The organism is Tenacibaculum sp. IMCC1 (genome assembly GCF_054906355.1).
In genome coordinates this window covers 1,134,345-1,150,000 of the sequence record NZ_CM142818.1, presented here as the reverse complement: position 1 = coordinate 1,150,000, position 15,656 = coordinate 1,134,345, and the positions used below count along the sequence as shown (strand labels likewise).

At 31.8% G+C, this 15,656-nt stretch carries 10 protein-coding genes and 2 rRNA genes (1 of these 12 only partly in view); 5 read left to right on the top strand and 7 right to left on the bottom strand.

The features are described 5' to 3' along the window. The 4 genes from ACXIHB_RS05245 to ACXIHB_RS05230 form a co-directional block, all read left to right on the top strand. Nucleotides 1–1,097: ribosomal RNA gene (locus ACXIHB_RS05245) — 23S ribosomal RNA — on the top strand (it extends 1,784 nt beyond the left edge of the window). A 99-nt stretch (nucleotides 1,098–1,196) separates the two neighbouring features. After that, a 5S ribosomal RNA gene (rrf, locus tag ACXIHB_RS05240) occupies nucleotides 1,197–1,305 on the top strand. Nucleotides 1,306–1,568: 263 nt separating this feature from the next. Next, entirely contained in the window at nucleotides 1,569–2,528 is a 960-nt protein-coding gene (locus ACXIHB_RS05235; protein WP_462099112.1) for a helix-turn-helix domain-containing protein, read from the top strand. Between the two features lie 104 nt (nucleotides 2,529–2,632). Continuing rightward, nucleotides 2,633–3,628 carry a nuclear transport factor 2 family protein gene (locus tag ACXIHB_RS05230; RefSeq protein WP_462099111.1) on the top strand — a complete coding sequence of 332 codons (996 nt, stop codon included), beginning with the start codon at nucleotides 2,633–2,635 and terminating at the stop codon, nucleotides 3,626–3,628. 97 nt (nucleotides 3,629–3,725) lie between these two features. Here the strand turns inward: ACXIHB_RS05230 and ACXIHB_RS05225 are convergent, their stop codons facing one another. The 7 genes from ACXIHB_RS05225 to tsaD all read right to left on the bottom strand — a co-directional run bounded on the left by ACXIHB_RS05225 (nucleotide 3,726) and on the right by tsaD (nucleotide 11,063). Then, nucleotides 3,726–3,890: a hypothetical protein gene (locus tag ACXIHB_RS05225; RefSeq protein ID WP_462099110.1), complete on the bottom strand. Its 165-nt coding sequence runs from the start codon at nucleotides 3,888–3,890 to the stop codon at nucleotides 3,726–3,728. 35 nt (nucleotides 3,891–3,925) lie between these two features. After that, a complete protein-coding gene (locus tag ACXIHB_RS05220; protein ID WP_462099109.1) occupies nucleotides 3,926–5,557 on the bottom strand; it encodes a pyruvate dehydrogenase complex dihydrolipoamide acetyltransferase in 1,632 nt (543 codons plus the stop codon). Nucleotides 5,558–5,560: 3 nt separating this feature from the next. Further along, nucleotides 5,561–6,556: a pyruvate dehydrogenase (acetyl-transferring) E1 component subunit alpha gene (gene pdhA, locus ACXIHB_RS05215; protein ID WP_047790615.1), complete on the bottom strand. Its 996-nt coding sequence runs from the start codon at nucleotides 6,554–6,556 to the stop codon at nucleotides 5,561–5,563. Nucleotides 6,557–6,698: 142 nt separating this feature from the next. After that, nucleotides 6,699–7,373 carry a hypothetical protein gene (locus tag ACXIHB_RS05210; RefSeq protein ID WP_231128425.1) on the bottom strand — a complete coding sequence of 225 codons (675 nt, stop codon included), beginning with the start codon at nucleotides 7,371–7,373 and terminating at the stop codon, nucleotides 6,699–6,701. Nucleotides 7,374–7,440: 67 nt separating this feature from the next. After that, nucleotides 7,441–8,106 (bottom strand): M15 family metallopeptidase, encoded by a 666-nt coding sequence (locus ACXIHB_RS05205; protein WP_462099108.1) that lies wholly within the window; start codon nucleotides 8,104–8,106, stop codon nucleotides 7,441–7,443. 57 nt (nucleotides 8,107–8,163) lie between these two features. Beyond that, entirely contained in the window at nucleotides 8,164–10,017 is a 1,854-nt protein-coding gene (locus ACXIHB_RS05200; protein ID WP_462099107.1) for an LTA synthase family protein, read from the bottom strand. A gap of 17 nt (nucleotides 10,018–10,034) precedes the next feature. Further along, nucleotides 10,035–11,063, bottom strand: a complete 1,029-nt coding sequence (tsaD, locus tag ACXIHB_RS05195; RefSeq protein WP_167714107.1) for a tRNA (adenosine(37)-N6)-threonylcarbamoyltransferase complex transferase subunit TsaD — start codon at nucleotides 11,061–11,063, stop codon at nucleotides 10,035–10,037. A 227-nt stretch (nucleotides 11,064–11,290) separates the two neighbouring features. On the opposite strand from tsaD, the gene ACXIHB_RS05190 reads away from it, so the two are divergent. Further along, on the top strand, nucleotides 11,291–15,649 hold the full coding sequence (locus ACXIHB_RS05190; protein WP_462099106.1) for a translocation/assembly module TamB domain-containing protein: 4,359 nt from the start codon (nucleotides 11,291–11,293) through the stop codon (nucleotides 15,647–15,649). The last annotated feature ends 7 nt before the right edge of the window (nucleotides 15,650–15,656 follow it).

Below are 15,656 nucleotides of genomic sequence, written 5' to 3'. Positions count from 1 at the left end.
TTATCAAAAACACAGGGCTTTGCTAAATTGAAAGATGATGTATAAGGCCTGACACCTGCCCGGTGCTGGAAGGTTAAGTGGAGTTGTTAGCTTCGGCGACGCAATAAAATGAAGCCCCAGTAAACGGCGGCCGTAACTATAACGGTCCTAAGGTAGCGAAATTCCTTGTCGGGTAAGTTCCGACCTGCACGAATGGTGCAACGATCTGGATACTGTCTCAGCCATGAGCTCGGTGAAATTGTAGTATCGGTGAAGATGCCGATTACCCGCAGCGGGACGAAAAGACCCCGTGAACCTTTACTATAGCTTCGTATTGACTTTGGATAAGTAATGTGTAGGATAGGTGGGAGACTTTGAAGCGGCGTCGCTAGGCGTTGTGGAGTCATCCTTGAAATACCACCCTTTGCTTATCTAGAGCCTAACTCAGCAATGAGAACAGTGCGTGGTGGGTAGTTTGACTGGGGTGGTCGCCTCCAAAAGAGTAACGGAGGCTTCTAAAGGTTCCCTCAGCACGCTTGGTAACCGTGCGTAGAGTGCAATGGCATAAGGGAGCTTGACTGAGAGACATACAGGTCGATCAGGTACGAAAGTAGAGCATAGTGATCCGGTGGTTCCGCATGGAAGGGCCATCGCTCAAAGGATAAAAGGTACTCCGGGGATAACAGGCTGATCTCCCCCAAGAGCTCACATCGACGGGGGGGTTTGGCACCTCGATGTCGGCTCGTCACATCCTGGGGCTGGAGAAGGTCCCAAGGGTTGGGCTGTTCGCCCATTAAAGTGGCACGCGAGCTGGGTTCAGAACGTCGTGAGACAGTTCGGTCTCTATCTGCTGTGGGCGTTAGAAATTTGAGTGGATCTGACTTTAGTACGAGAGGACCGAGTTGGACTGACCTCTAGTGTATCTGTTGTCTCGCCAGGGGCACTGCAGAGTAGCTACGTCGGGAAGGGATAAGCGCTGAAAGCATATAAGCGCGAAACCCACCACAAGATGAGATTTCTTTAAAGGGTCGTGGAAGATCACCACGTTGATAGGCTATAAGTGTAAGTGCAGTAATGTATGTAGCTGAGTAGTACTAATAACCCATAGGCTTATGTACGTATCCCGGTCCTAGTGGCCGGGAGCAAACTCTTTGATGATTTAGGATATGATTTTACTAATATGTTAACTTTTACAGTTGAAATATACTGAAACGATTTAAGGTGATTATCGCAATGGGGCTCACCTCTTACCATTCCGAACAGAGAAGTTAAGCCCATTAGCGCCGATGGTACTGCCACAGGTGGGAGAGTAGGTCGTTGCCTTTCTTTATTAAACCTCAATCTTTTAAAGATTGAGGTTTTTTTTTGATCTTTACTTTAGGATTGCTGTATCTCGTAGTTTTTAATCCTTTGCCCGTTATTTTTATAATTATAAAAGAAGTAATTATACTAAATAAGATTTGTACATTGAAATTTGTTTTTTAATATTTACGTTTTAGAAATACGAAATGAGTTTATATAACGAAGTTTATTTTTTATTTGTTCTTTAGGGGTTTTTAATGGTTTTTTAGTTAGTATTTATTTTTTTATTGCTAGATAAAACAAAGAAAGTAACTAACTTTATATTCGGATTGTTAGTTTTCTTTGTTACCATTAGAATAGGCAAAACAGTTTATACAATATTTACCCCCAAAGAAGAAAGAAATTTATTGCTCATACAAATAGGTTTATCAGCTTGTTTTTTAATAGGTGTTTCGCTATACTTTTACTTAAAAGCATCTGTATTTATAAAGAAGATGATTCCATTAAAATGGATACTTCATTTTCTTTTATTATTTCTAGTAGTAATTATTGTTGGTCTTATAAAGCCTTACTCAAGTAATATTCTTTTTTGGAACGCATATTTTGTTAAGTTTATTTATTTTGTTTGGGGTGTTTATATAGTATTATCAGTATTTATTTTAAAAGATATTTTTAGAAAGCTGTTTTTTAATGTAAGTTGTAACACTTCTGAAATATGGCTATTAGCTGTTTATATAAGTAGTTTACTAATTTATTTAGCCTATATAGTCGGTTACTTTTACTTTATAGGAACTGTTACTTTTTCAATAGTTTTTTATGGGTTAATACTACTTTTCCTTTCAAAGAAAAATAGAGAGTCTATTTTTAAAGATTTACCAGAAAAATACTCTGCAAAAAAGATTGAAAGTAAAGAAGCTGATTCTTTAAAATTTCAATTAGATGCTTTAATGAAAGAAGAAGAGTTGTATAAAAATACAGCTATAAAACTGTCTGATATTTCAGTTAAAATAGTACTGTCTTCTCATAAATTATCGAAATTTCTAAATGATAACCTTGGAAAAAGCTTTGCAACATTCTTGAATGAGTACAGAATTGAGGAGGCGAAGAAACTATTGAAAGAGAATCATAAAATTACTTTAGAAAATATTGGTTTTGAAGCTGGTTTTTCTTCAAAATCAAACTTTTATGCTACCTTTAAAAAGGTTGTTAGGCAAACTCCAGCTCAATATCAAAAGCAGTTTTTATAAGGTTTTTAGTACAGAATTATAATTTAGGACGCCTAAATCATAGGACATCATTAAAAAGGAAGATTGTTTTAAGAGGTTTGAATTCAAATTAAAAACCTTTTAAAATGAAATTTATATGTACAGCAGTAGTGTCTTTCTTTTTTCTGTTTAGTTTTTCACAAGAAAAAGAAGATACTAAAGGGAAACTTCTAGCTAGTATTTATGGAAGCAAACAACAGAAAGTAATTAACTACGGCAAGAGTTTTATGTCTGATGACCGTTTGTTTTATGGAAGTTTAGATCGTCCAGATATTAATTTACCTCCTTCTGATAAAGAATTGATTGAACAGACGCTTAATAATTATATTGAAGGAAGTTCTTTTAATAAAATGAATACTCTTAAAAACTCTTTTTACAAAGACGTAACACTTTACTTAACAGGAAAAGATGGCTTTAAACAGTTTACTACTGAAGAATATTCAAAATTTTTTCCATCAAACAAAAGAGGAGAAGTTATCTCTATTGATATAACGAATGATATTGCTATGGCAAAAGTTGAAATCCTAATACCTAATCGTAAATGGAGGTTTGTAGATCTTTTTTTACTGAAGAAGTTTGCGAATGATTGGAAAATTATAAGTAAAACAGCAACTAGAGAAGCTTCTTATGAGACAGGAAATAAAATCTTATTTGTGGTTTCTAATACAGATTATTATGTAGGTACTAATATACCAACAGGAAATAGTTTTGATGAAATAGTATTGGCTTATAAAATGTTTACGGAAGCTGGGTTTAATATAGATATTATTAGTCCAAAAGGAGGTGCAATTCCTTTAAAATATGTTGATACATCTGAAAAAAATAAGAAAAAATACTTGTATGATAATGACTTTATGTATGCTTTAAAAACGACTAAAAAACCAACAGAAGTTCATTCGTCTAGCTATAAAGCAATTTATTATGTTGGAGGTGGAAGTGCTATGTTTAATGTACCTAAGAATAAGGAAATACAAAAAACAGCTATGGATATTTATGAAAAGCATGAAGGTGTTATCAGTGCAGTGTGTCATGGTACTGCTGGAATTGTTTTTCTAAAGAAAAGTGACGGTGAGTATGTGTAAAAAACAAGCGAGTAAATGGGTTTCCTGAAAATCATGAAAAGAAAGAAAGAGAATATTTTAAAAGTTTTCCTTTTTTAATAAGAAAAACAGTTGAAGATCATGGAGGAAAGTTCTTTTTTTCAGATGTATCAGATGAACATGTTGAAGTGGATGGAAGGTTAGTAACTGGCCAAAATCCAGCGTCGGTACCTAAATTGGTAAGAGAGGTAATTAATATTATTAACTCTAAATAAAGTAATTTAATTTCATAAAAAAAACTCACCTTTGGTGAGTTTTTTATTTATAATTTATTGAATATTAAGCTAACATTGTAACTGGATTCTCTAAATAAGTTTTTAAGGTTTGTAAAAACTGAGCTCCAACAGCACCGTCAACCGTTCTGTGGTCACATGCTAAGGTTAACTTCATAGTGTTTCCAACCACTATTTCTCCGTTTTTCACTACTGGTTTTTGTACAATTGCACCTACCGATAAAATAGCAGAATTAGGTTGATTGATAATTGAAGTAAAGCTTTCAATACCAAACATTCCTAAGTTAGATACCGTAAACGTACTTCCTTGCATTTCGTTAGGAGTTAGTTTTTTATTTCTAGCTTTTGATGCTAATTGACGAACTTCAATATCTATTTGATTGATATTCATGTAATCTGTACTACGAAGAACAGGTACAACTAAACCTTCAGGTACAGCAACGGCTACACCTATATTTATATGTTTATTGTATATTGTTACATCATCATTCCAAGTAGTATTAACTTGAGGATGTCTTCTCAATGCCATAGCAGAAGCTTTAACCACCATATCATTAAAAGATACTTTTGTTTCTGGCATCTGATTAATAATCTTTCTAGATTCAATAGCATTGTCCATATCTACCTCTATGTTTAAGTAGAAATGAGGAGCGGAGAATTTAGAATTAGTTAGTGCTTTAGCAATAGCTTTACGCATTTGAGAATTTTTAACTTCCTCTACAGATTCACCTGCTGCAGTAGTAAAATTAGTTACTGCTGATGGAGTTGTAGCTGTACTTGTAGCTACAGGAGCTTCAACTTTAGCAGTTGGAGTATAGTTTTCAACATCTTTTTTGATGATACGACCATTTTCTCCAGAACCTTTAATATCTGCTAAATTAATTCCTTTGTCTTTAGCAATTTTCTTAGCTAAAGGGGAAGCAAAAATACGTCCACCTTTATTATTTGATGCAGTTTCTACTGGAGTAGCTACTGTTTCTGTTTTATTTTCTTCAATTGCTTTAGGAGCTTCTTCTTGTTTTTCAGAAGAGTTGTTATTTAAAGTACCTGCTTTATGAGCTTCTACTAATGATGAAACATCAGTACCAGCTTCACCAATGATAGCTAATAAACTATCTACAGGAGCACTTTCACCTTCTTGAACACCGATATGTAACAAAGTACCTTCATTGAAAGATTCGAACTCCATTGTAGCTTTATCAGTTTCAATTTCAGCTAAAATATCACCTTCTTCAACTTTATCACCTACTTTTTTTAACCAAGAAGCAACGGTACCTTCAGTCATTGTATCACTTAAACGAGGCATGGTTACCACTTTTACTCCTTCAGGAATAGCAGTATTTGTAGATGTTGCTTTGGGCTCTTCAGTTTTAGGTTCTTTTGATTTTGTTTCAGCAGAAGCGGAAGTGTTTCCATTTAATAATGCTGAAAAATCTTCTCCTTCTTCACCAATAATAGCTAATAAACTATCAACAGGAGCTGTTTCACCTTCTTGAACTCCGATATGTAATAAAGTTCCTTCATGGAAAGACTCGAATTCCATTGTAGCTTTATCAGTTTCGATTTCAGCTAAAATATCACCTTCTTCAACTTTATCACCTACTTTTTTTAACCAAGAAGCTACTACTCCTTCTTCCATTGTATCGCTTAAGCGAGGCATGTTTATAATTGTAGCCATAGTTTACTTAGATTTTATAAATGGATAATCTTCTTGTTCATATACCATATCATATAATTGATTAAGCTCTGGATATGGAGAATCTTCTGCGAATTTTTCACATTCCTTAACCATATCTTTTACTTCTTTATCAATTGCTTTGATCTCATCTTCTGTAGCGTACTCTTTTTCTTTGATGACATCTAAAACTTGAGTGATAGGATCTATTTTTTTATACTCTTCAACTTCGTCTTTTGTACGATAATGTTGAGCATCTGACATAGAGTGACCTCTATATCGGTATGTTTTCATTTCTAAGAAAGTAGGACCATCACCACGACGAGCTCTTTGAATAGCTTCATCTACAGCTTCAGCTACTTTGATAGGGTTCATTCCATCAACAGGTCCACAAGGCATTTCATAACCTAAGCCTAATTTCCATATATCAGTATGGTTTGCAGTTCTTTCGACAGAAGTTCCCATAGCATATCCATTATTTTCTACAATAAATACTACTGGTAATTTCCAGTTCATAGCCATGTTAAAAGTTTCATGTAAAGAACCTTGACGTGCAGCTCCATCACCAAAATAACATAAAGTAACAGCATCGCTACCTTTGTATTTATCTCCAAAAGCGATACCAGCACCTAATGGAATTTGTCCTCCTACAATTCCGTGACCACCATAGAAACGGTATTCTTTAGAGAAGATGTGCATAGAACCTCCCATACCATGAGAAGTACCTGTAGCTTTACCATATAACTCTGCCATAACACGTTTTGGATCTTCACCCATACCAATTGGTTGAACGTGATTACGATAAGCAGTAATCATTTTATCTTTAGTCAAATCCATTGCGTGTAATGAACCGGCTAAAACAGCCTCTTGACCGTTGTATAAGTGTAAAAAACCTCTTACTTTTTGTTGAATGTAAACTGCAGCTAGCTTATCTTCGAATTTTCTCCAAAATAGCATGTCTCTATACCAATTGATATAGGTTTCTTTGGTGATTTTCTTCATTATATACTTAGTTGTTTATTTAAATGTTTGTTTGCTCTACTTATTACAAAACGTAGCTACAAAAATAAGTAGTTTTTAGTAATTTAAAAAAAGTTATTACTAAAAGTTGAAGAAAGGTTTTTGGAGAAGTATAAAGGAGTAATTATTGTTCTTTAGCTACAATTATAGTGGCTTTAGCACCTGTAGCTAAATTCCACTCATTAGATGAAATTAACATACCTGCATCGTTATAAATTTTAAATGCGGCTGTGTTTGGACCAGAGGTACCTTGGTTTAAAGCTACAATTTTTATAGTGTTGATTCCTTTATCTAGAGGAATATTAAAGGACTGATAGCGTTGTCTTAGTATAAGGTTGCTAACAACAGGTACATCATTTATATAGATGGTAACCTTATCTCCGTCAGGATATTGATAATCCCTACAAATAATGTTAACACTTTTTGATTTAGTACTAAAACTCCCTAAGTCCTGATCAATAACAGGATACTGATACATTCCATTTATTTGTTTGAATGATTTTAAGTATTGTTCTTCTGCAATTTTAGCTTTAGTTAAGATTCCTTTATTTTCTAAATCTCTTTGAGCTTGTTTTTTTTGAAGTTCTTTTTGTTGTTCTTTATGTGCAGTTTTAAATCCATTGTTATTGTCAAAATCTAACGCTTTAGGTTTTTTTACTTCTTTAACAGGTGCAGTTATAACACCAAAAGCAGAATTTCCCTTTTTTTTACCATTAACAGAACCATCCATTTGTGCAAGAACATTGGATGTAACGCTACATAAAAAAATGATTACAAGTGTTGGTATTATTTTCATCATTGTAAATAAATCTAAGCAAATATAATGCCGATTTTTAAGTGATTTTAAAATAAAGGATTAAAACTAGTTATTTTACAGGAAAATCAAAAAAGGTTTTAGGGAAAGGTTCTCCTCTTAGGGTAAAATGCCACCATTCTTTACTGTAAGGTCTAAAACCATGTTTACGCATCACAGTTTGTAATAGTTGTCTGTTCTTTTTTTGTTGTTTAGTAAGTTTTTCATAGGTGATATGAGATGAAACTCCAAAAAAGTCATACGGACTTCCCATATCTAACTCTTCGCCTGTTTCTAGGCGTATAATTGTTAAATCTACAGTGCTTCCTCTTGAATGACCAGATTTTGAAGAAATATATCCCTTTTTAAATAAATGACGTTTATTAACCTCAGGATAGTATTGTTGTTTCATTAATGTATCATTCATTACTCGAGCCCATTTTACAAAATGATTTACTGCTGTTTGAGGACGGTAAGCATCATAAATTTTTAAACCTAATTTTTTAGTTGCTAATTCATCTTGAACTTTTTTTAAAGCTTTAGCAGTAGGGGTGGTAACTATAAGAATATTTTCTTCATATCCATTAACAGGAACCCCCATAAAATTGTTGTTATGACAGTATCTTAATTCACCTTGTATTGTAGGAGACACTTCTTTTATATATGTAAAACCTTCAGGTAATTTTTGAGACTGAATGCTTAAAGCGGCAAGTAAAAATAACGATAAAATCCATTTCATAGGGTAAAAGTAATGAAATGGATTTTAACAGTTTCTCTCTTAATGAAAGATTAACTTTTATTTATCTAAAAAATCTTGATAAGCGTTTTGACTAATAGCTCTTCCGAGAGAATCTAAAGGGTGGTAATTACCTTCTTGTATTACAGGTTTTTTGCTTACATAATCGTATACAAAGGTTCCGTTTTTAGAAACTGTACCAAATCCTTTATTAAACACATAATGTGCATATTGATTTTCAGAATTATTAAAAATATTTTTTCCAAACTGAAATTTTTCTGGATTACCTCCTAATATGTCAGTTAAAGTATATGCTAAATCACTTTGAGCGCTAAAATTATTAACAGTAATACCTGTTTTGTTAAGAGCACCACCTAACCAAACCATAGGAATTTGAAATCTTTTAGGGGAGTTAAAATAACCTTTGTGTTTAGGTAATGGATGTCCATGGTCAGATAAAATAATAACCAAAGTGTTATTCCACCAAGGTTGTTTTTTAGCTTTGTGAATAAACTTACCTATAGCTTTGTCTGTATATGCTTGTGCACTTCTGTATAAATTTTCTACAGAACTTTTACCAAATTTATATTCGCCAGGGAACTCGTAAGGTTCGTGACTAGTTAATGTTAAAGCTACTTCAAAAAAAGGTTCTTTAAGGGTAGGGGAAGATAAATCTTTCATAAATCGGTCTAAAAAGATGTGATCATGCGCTCCCCATTTCGAATTCCAGTTTTCTTTGTCAAATTCAGTTCCATCAACAATTTTATCTATTTGACCATTACGTAAATAGGTAATCATATTTCCAAAATTACTATCCCCACCATAATAAAAACTAGTATTGTACCCTAATTTTTTCATCTCTTTGGTGAGTATAGGTAGCTTTCTTGCTTTGTATGGAATTTTCATGATGCTTTTTGTAGGCTGAGGATAATAGCCACTTAAAATAGCAGGAACCCCTTTATCTGTCCTGTCTCCATTTCCATAGAAATTAGTAAACAAAATACCTTCTTTAGCTAGTTTGTTTAGGTTTATAGTAACATCAGGTTCACCTCCTAATGCACCAACTGCTTTAGCAGAGAGACTTTCCCAAATAAGTAAAATGACATTTGGTTTTTTAGTATTTAAGATAGAATCTGTATTAGCTGTTAAAAGCTGATTTTTAGTTTTGTTGATGATGTTTTTAGCAATATCTTTTTTATAGTGAACATACGGGTTTTTGCCGTCGGTTTTATGAGTAATTGTATTAGCAAAGTTCCAGATAAAATTTACCGCAGCATGATTTGCAAACATATTTTTAGAGAAGTATACGTTACTTTGATTAATAGGAATGTTGGCAAAACCACCTCGTATAGGAATTATTAAGCTAGCAATTAATAATAAAAATATAGGAGTTTCTAAAAAATGCTTCTTATTCAACTTTTTAAGAACTTTGTTCAATATCTTATTAAAACAGTAAATAGTAATTACCGAAAGTAATCCCCAAGCAAAAAGTCCGCCAACTAATTGTAAAGTACTTACAGAAGCCAACATTGCTTTAGGAGTATTAATGTAATTTAAGACAGTAACATCTATACGAACTCCCCAGAATTTATACAAGGAAATATCCGTTAACATAAACAAGTTAATAACTAAAAGAATAGGGAAAGTATACCCTTTAATAATATAACCAATAATTCTTCTAGGAATCCATATTGATAGCAAAATAATTAGAAAAGGAATAGCAGCCAAGTATGCAGCAAAAGAAAAATCTAATTGAATACCATACACGAATGTTTTTAGCGTAGTGATAAAACTTAATTCAGAGGTTTTATCAAAATAATATATTAAAAATAAAAGACGGGCAAGTAAAAAGTATACTACCCATAGAAAATAATATGTAAAACTAAATAAGATTCTATTTTTAAAATTAGTCATTCTAGTATGAAAAAGGTTTACTCTGTAACTTTTAAACGAGCTTTAGCTGTTACAGAAATATCTGAATAATCGTTGTTTAAATATTTTAAATACCCTGCAATGGCAATCATAGCAGCATTATCAGTGGTATACTCAAACTTTGGAATATATGTTGTCCATCCCCAATGTTTTTCAGCTAAAATTAAACGTTTTCGTATTTCTGAGTTAGCAGAAACACCACCAGCAATAGCTATGTGCTTAATACCAGTTTGTTTTATAGTATTTTTAAGCTTATCCATCAAAATTTCAATAATAGTGTATTGAATAGAAGCACAGATGTCATTAAGGTTTTCTTTGATGAAATTGGGGTTTTCTTTTACGTTTTTTTGAATAAAGTATAAGATTCCAGTTTTTAATCCGCTAAAACTAAATTCTAAGTCACCAACTTTAGGTTTGGTAAATTTAAAAGCTTTAGAGTTTCCTAATTGCGCATATTTATCAATTAAAGGTCCACCAGGATAAGGCAGACTTAAAATTTTAGCAGATTTATCAAAAGCTTCCCCAACAGCATCGTCAATTGTTTCACCTAAAATTTCCATTTCAAAATGATTGGTAATTTTTACAATTTGCGTGTGTCCACCGCTAATTGTTAAACAAACGAATGGAAAAGGAGGTATTCTACTTCCTTCTTCATCAATAAAATGAGCTAAAATATGTGCCTGCATATGGTTAACATCTATCAAAGGAATGTTTAACCCTAAGGCTAAAGACTTAGCAAAAGAAGTCCCAACCAGTAATGAGCCCATTAACCCTGGGCCACGAGTAAAAGCAATTGCATTTAAATCGTTTTTAGTTATACCAGCTTGTTCAATAGCTTGTTGCACAACAGGAACAATGTTTTGTTGATGTGCTCTTGACGCTAATTCAGGAACTACACCACCATATTTAGCATGTACTTCTTGGTTTGCTACGATATTACTTAATACCTTTCCGTTACAAATTATTGAAGCACTTGTATCATCACAAGAGCTCTCAATACCTAAAATATAGATGTTTTTTGCACTCAAATCTTTTCTGATTTAGAGGACAAAAATATTGATATTACGTTAGATTTTAGTTAAAAAAAACATTTCTTTAAAATAAGGCAGCATTTTTGCTGTTTGCTGATTACTTTTGTTAAATAAGATTATAAATAAAGGAAGTTATTAAAAGATTAGGAAACATAATAGGTAAAATACTAAAGTATACAGTACTTTTTTTACTCTTGCTTTTTATTTTACTATCTCTCCCTTTTGTGCAAAGTCAACTTGCTAAACAAGCAACTAATTGGGTGAATAAAGAATTTAATACTAATATAGTTGTAAAAAAAATTGATTTGTCTTGGTTGGGAAGTGTCCAGTTAAAAGAAATTGAGATTAGAGACCACCACAAAGACACTTTAATATTTGTGAATAATCTAACTACTTCTTTACAAAATGCTAAACGTATATTAGAAAATCAAGTAGATTTAGGAGAAGCTTCTTTAAGTGGCGTTCATTTTTATATGAAAACATATAAAGGTGAAAAGAATGATAACATGTCTATTTTTATAGATAGTTTTGAAGACGGAAAACCTAAAGATAGTTTAGCCGCACCGTTTGTTCTTAAAAGTGATAAAATTTCTTTAGATGATTTAACTTTTAAGTTAATGGATGAAAATAAACAAGACCCTCTTGAATTTGCAGCGTATAAAGCAGGAGCCGAATTAGATGATTTTTCTATTATAGGCCCTGATGTTTCTATGAAAATAAGAAACATGTATTTTACTGAAAACAGGGGAGTAAATGTATCAAACTTAGCTACCGATTTTACATATACAAAATCCTTTATGGATTTTAGTAATACAATTTTAGCAACAGACAATGACACAAAATTGCAAGCAGAAGTTAAATTTACCTATAATCGCAAAGATTTTGTAAACTTTAATGATAAAGTTAGGATAAAGGCTAAATTTCAAGAAAGTGTAGTCTCTGTAAGAGATTTAAACAAACTATATAGTGAAATTGGCGGACACGATTTTCTTTATATAAGTGGAGATATTGATGGTGTTTTGAACAATTTTAGTGCTAGTAATGTAAGAGTACACTCAAAAGGAGGTATGAGAATTATTGGAGACATGGGGTTTGTTAACGCAGTTAAAACTAGTAGGGGTTTTGTATTTGATGCGGACTTAGATAATCTTACAGCAAATTATTATCAACTAAGAAATGTACTACCAAATTTATTAGGAAGAACATTGCCAACAGAATTTCAAAGACTAGGAAATTTTACTTTGAATGGAATAGTAAGAGTAACTCCACAACAAATGGACGCTACAGTATCAGTAAAATCAGAAATTGGAACCGCAATTTCTGATCTTCAATTAACCAATATTGATAATATTGATAAATCTGAGTATACAGGAGAGGTAGAGTTTAAAAATTTTGATCTTGGAGTCTTTGCTAATGATCCTGTATTAGGAACTGTTTCATTAAAAGCGGATGTTAATGGGAGTGGGTTTAATGTAGATAATGTAAACACCATAATAATAGGAAAAGTAAGTAGTTTGTTTTTTAATGAGTATGAATACAAAAACTTACAAGTAAATGGACAGTTTCAAAATAAAAAGTTTGACGGTTTACTTAATGCGGATGATGATAACTTTAAGTTGAAATTTGAAGGACTAGCAGATTTTTCATCAGAGATTAACAAATTTGATTTTATCGCTGATGTTGATAGAATTGATTTAAAAAAGACAAATTTGTTTACCCGTGATAGTATTTCTGAATTAAAAGGGAATATTAATTTAAATATTTCAGGAAATACGTTTGATGATATTATTGGTAAAGCAACGTTCAAAAACTTAATTTATACAAATCAAAAACAAAGCTACCCATTTAAGAGTTTTGAGGTAAATTCATCAGTAAAAGATAGCATAAAAACTATTGAAGTAAATTCATCAGATATTGTAAAAGGATCTCTTAAAGGTAAATTTTCTTTCGAAGAGCTGTTACCAATTACTCAAAATGCTTTAGGTAGTGTGTATACAAACTATCGTCCGCATGAAGTAGCGCCAAATCAGTTTTTAGATTTTGACTTTACAATTTATAATCAAATTATAGATGTTTTTTTACCAAATATTTCTATAGGAAAGAATACACGATTAAAAGGACGTATTAATTCAGATAAAAACTCATTAAAACTAACGTTTGAATCTCCAGAAATAAACGCGTATAAAAATATAATAGAAGGAGTGGTGTTAAGATTAGATAATAAAAACCCGCTTTATAGTACTCACTTAACTGCAAATAAGGTGAATACAAAATATTATAACATTGAGAAATTAAACTTGTTAAACCGTACCAAAAATGATACGCTATTCTTTAAGTCTGTTTTTAAAGGAGGAAAAAATTATGAAGAAAGTTTTAGTTTAGATTTTTTCTATACAATCAATGAACTTCAAAAATCTGTAGTAGGAATTCAAAAATCGAAGCTATATTATAAGGGGTTTGATTGGGAAGTAAATCCAAATGATGATAAAAATAACAAAGTAACATTTGATTTACAAAAAGATGAATTTACAATCAGCCCATTTATTTTGAAATCGGGAGAACAAAGAATCGATTTCAAAGGAGTTTTAAGAGATAGTACTTACAAAGATTTTCAAGCAGATTTTAATAAAGTTAAATTAGCTAGCTTTTTACCCCCTATCGATAGTTTAAAATTAGATGGTAAATTAAATGGACAATTAGCATTTAAACAAGGAAATGAAACGATAGCTCCAGTTGGTAATTTATACATAGAGAATTTTGACATTAATAATTATTCGCAAGGAAATTTGGCGTTAAATGTTACGGGAGATAATTCTTATGAAAAATACAATGTTAATCTATCTCTAGAAAATAAAAATGCAAAAAACATATCTGCTACTGGTGGAATTGATTTTTCAAAGGATAGGCCAATTATAGATTTAGATATTTACTTGAAAGAATATGATATTGCTGCTTTCAGTCCATTAGGAGAAGATGTATTGTCTAAACTAAGAGGAAAAGTAACAGGAGATTTTACAGCAACAGGTTATTTAAGAAATCCTGATTTTAACGGAGTTTTAAATTTTGAAAATGCAGGATTAGCTTTTCCGTATTTAAATGTAGATTTTGATCTTAAAGGAAATACAAGTGTTGTTTTAGACAAACAAGAATTTATACTAAAAGACATAATCTTAGAGGATACAAAGTATCTTACACAAGGAGATTTATCTGGGAGTATTGTACATCAAAACTTTAAAGATTGGTTTTTAAATTTTGATATCAATACACAAAATTTACTGATTTTAGACACACAAGAAACTGAAGAATCTCAGTATTATGGAACAGGTTTTTTAAATGGAGAAGCTAAAATTAGAGGGCTTACTAGCTTTTTAGATATTGAGGTTAACGGAAAAACAAACAAAGGAACTTTATTTGTAATTCCATTAAGTGATGTTAAAACAATTGATAATTACAAGTTAATTAGATTTAAAACAGGAGAAGAAGAAGAAGGAACTAAAGGAAAAGTTATTGGAGATATTAAAGGTCTTGACTTAAGACTTAATCTAGCCGTAACAAAAGATGCTGTAGCACAAGTTGTAATAGATAAAGTTTCAGGAAGTGAGTTAAAAGGAAGTGGAGAAGGAAACCTTAGAATTGATATTGATACACGAGGTAAGTTTAATATGTTTGGAGACTTTACGGTAGATAATGGTTTTTATAATTTTAAGTATGCAGGAATAACAAAACCCTTTATTGTACAAAAAGGAGGAACTATTTCTTGGAATGGAGATCCTTATGAAGCCGATTTAGATATAACAGCAGTATATAGAACCAAAGCAAACCCAGCACAGTTATTAGATAACATTAATTCAAATCGTAAGATTCCAATTGATTTATACACCAAAATTACAGGAGGTCTATTTAGTTCAAAACAAGAGTTTGATATTAAAATACCAAATGCAAACTCAACAGTAAGTTCTGAGTTAGAATTTATTTTAAATGAGAATGACTTAAACACTAAAATGCAGCACTTTTCATTTTTGTTAGCCTTCGGTACATTTTATAATCCAGATGCTATTGGAAGTAGTGCAAGTTCAGGAATTACAGGAACAGCTTCAGAAATAGCTTCAAGTATTTTAACAAACATGTTAAATAGTGATGGGAATAAGTTTCAGTTAGGAGTAGGTTATACACAAGGAGATAGAGGAGATGTAGACAACCTTAATTCAGACGATCAAGTAGATGTATCTGTATCAACGCAATTAAGTGATAGGGTATTGGTTAATGGTAAAGTAGGAGTTCCTGTTGGAGCTAATACACAAACCAGTGTAGTGGGAGAAGTAAAAGTAGAGGTCCTTTTAAATGAAGAAGGTAATTTAAGAGGTACAGTATTTAATCGCCAAAATGAAGTGCAATATTCCACAGAAGAAGAAGGATATACACAAGGAGTAGGGATTTCTTATCAAGTTAACTTTAATAATTTACGTGACTTGGGGAAAAAATTAGGGTTAAATAAAAAAGAAAAGAAGAAAGAAGTAAAAAAAGATACCTTAAAACCAAAGAAAAAAGGATTGATAAATTTTAAATCAAAAGAGAAAAAATAACCAAACT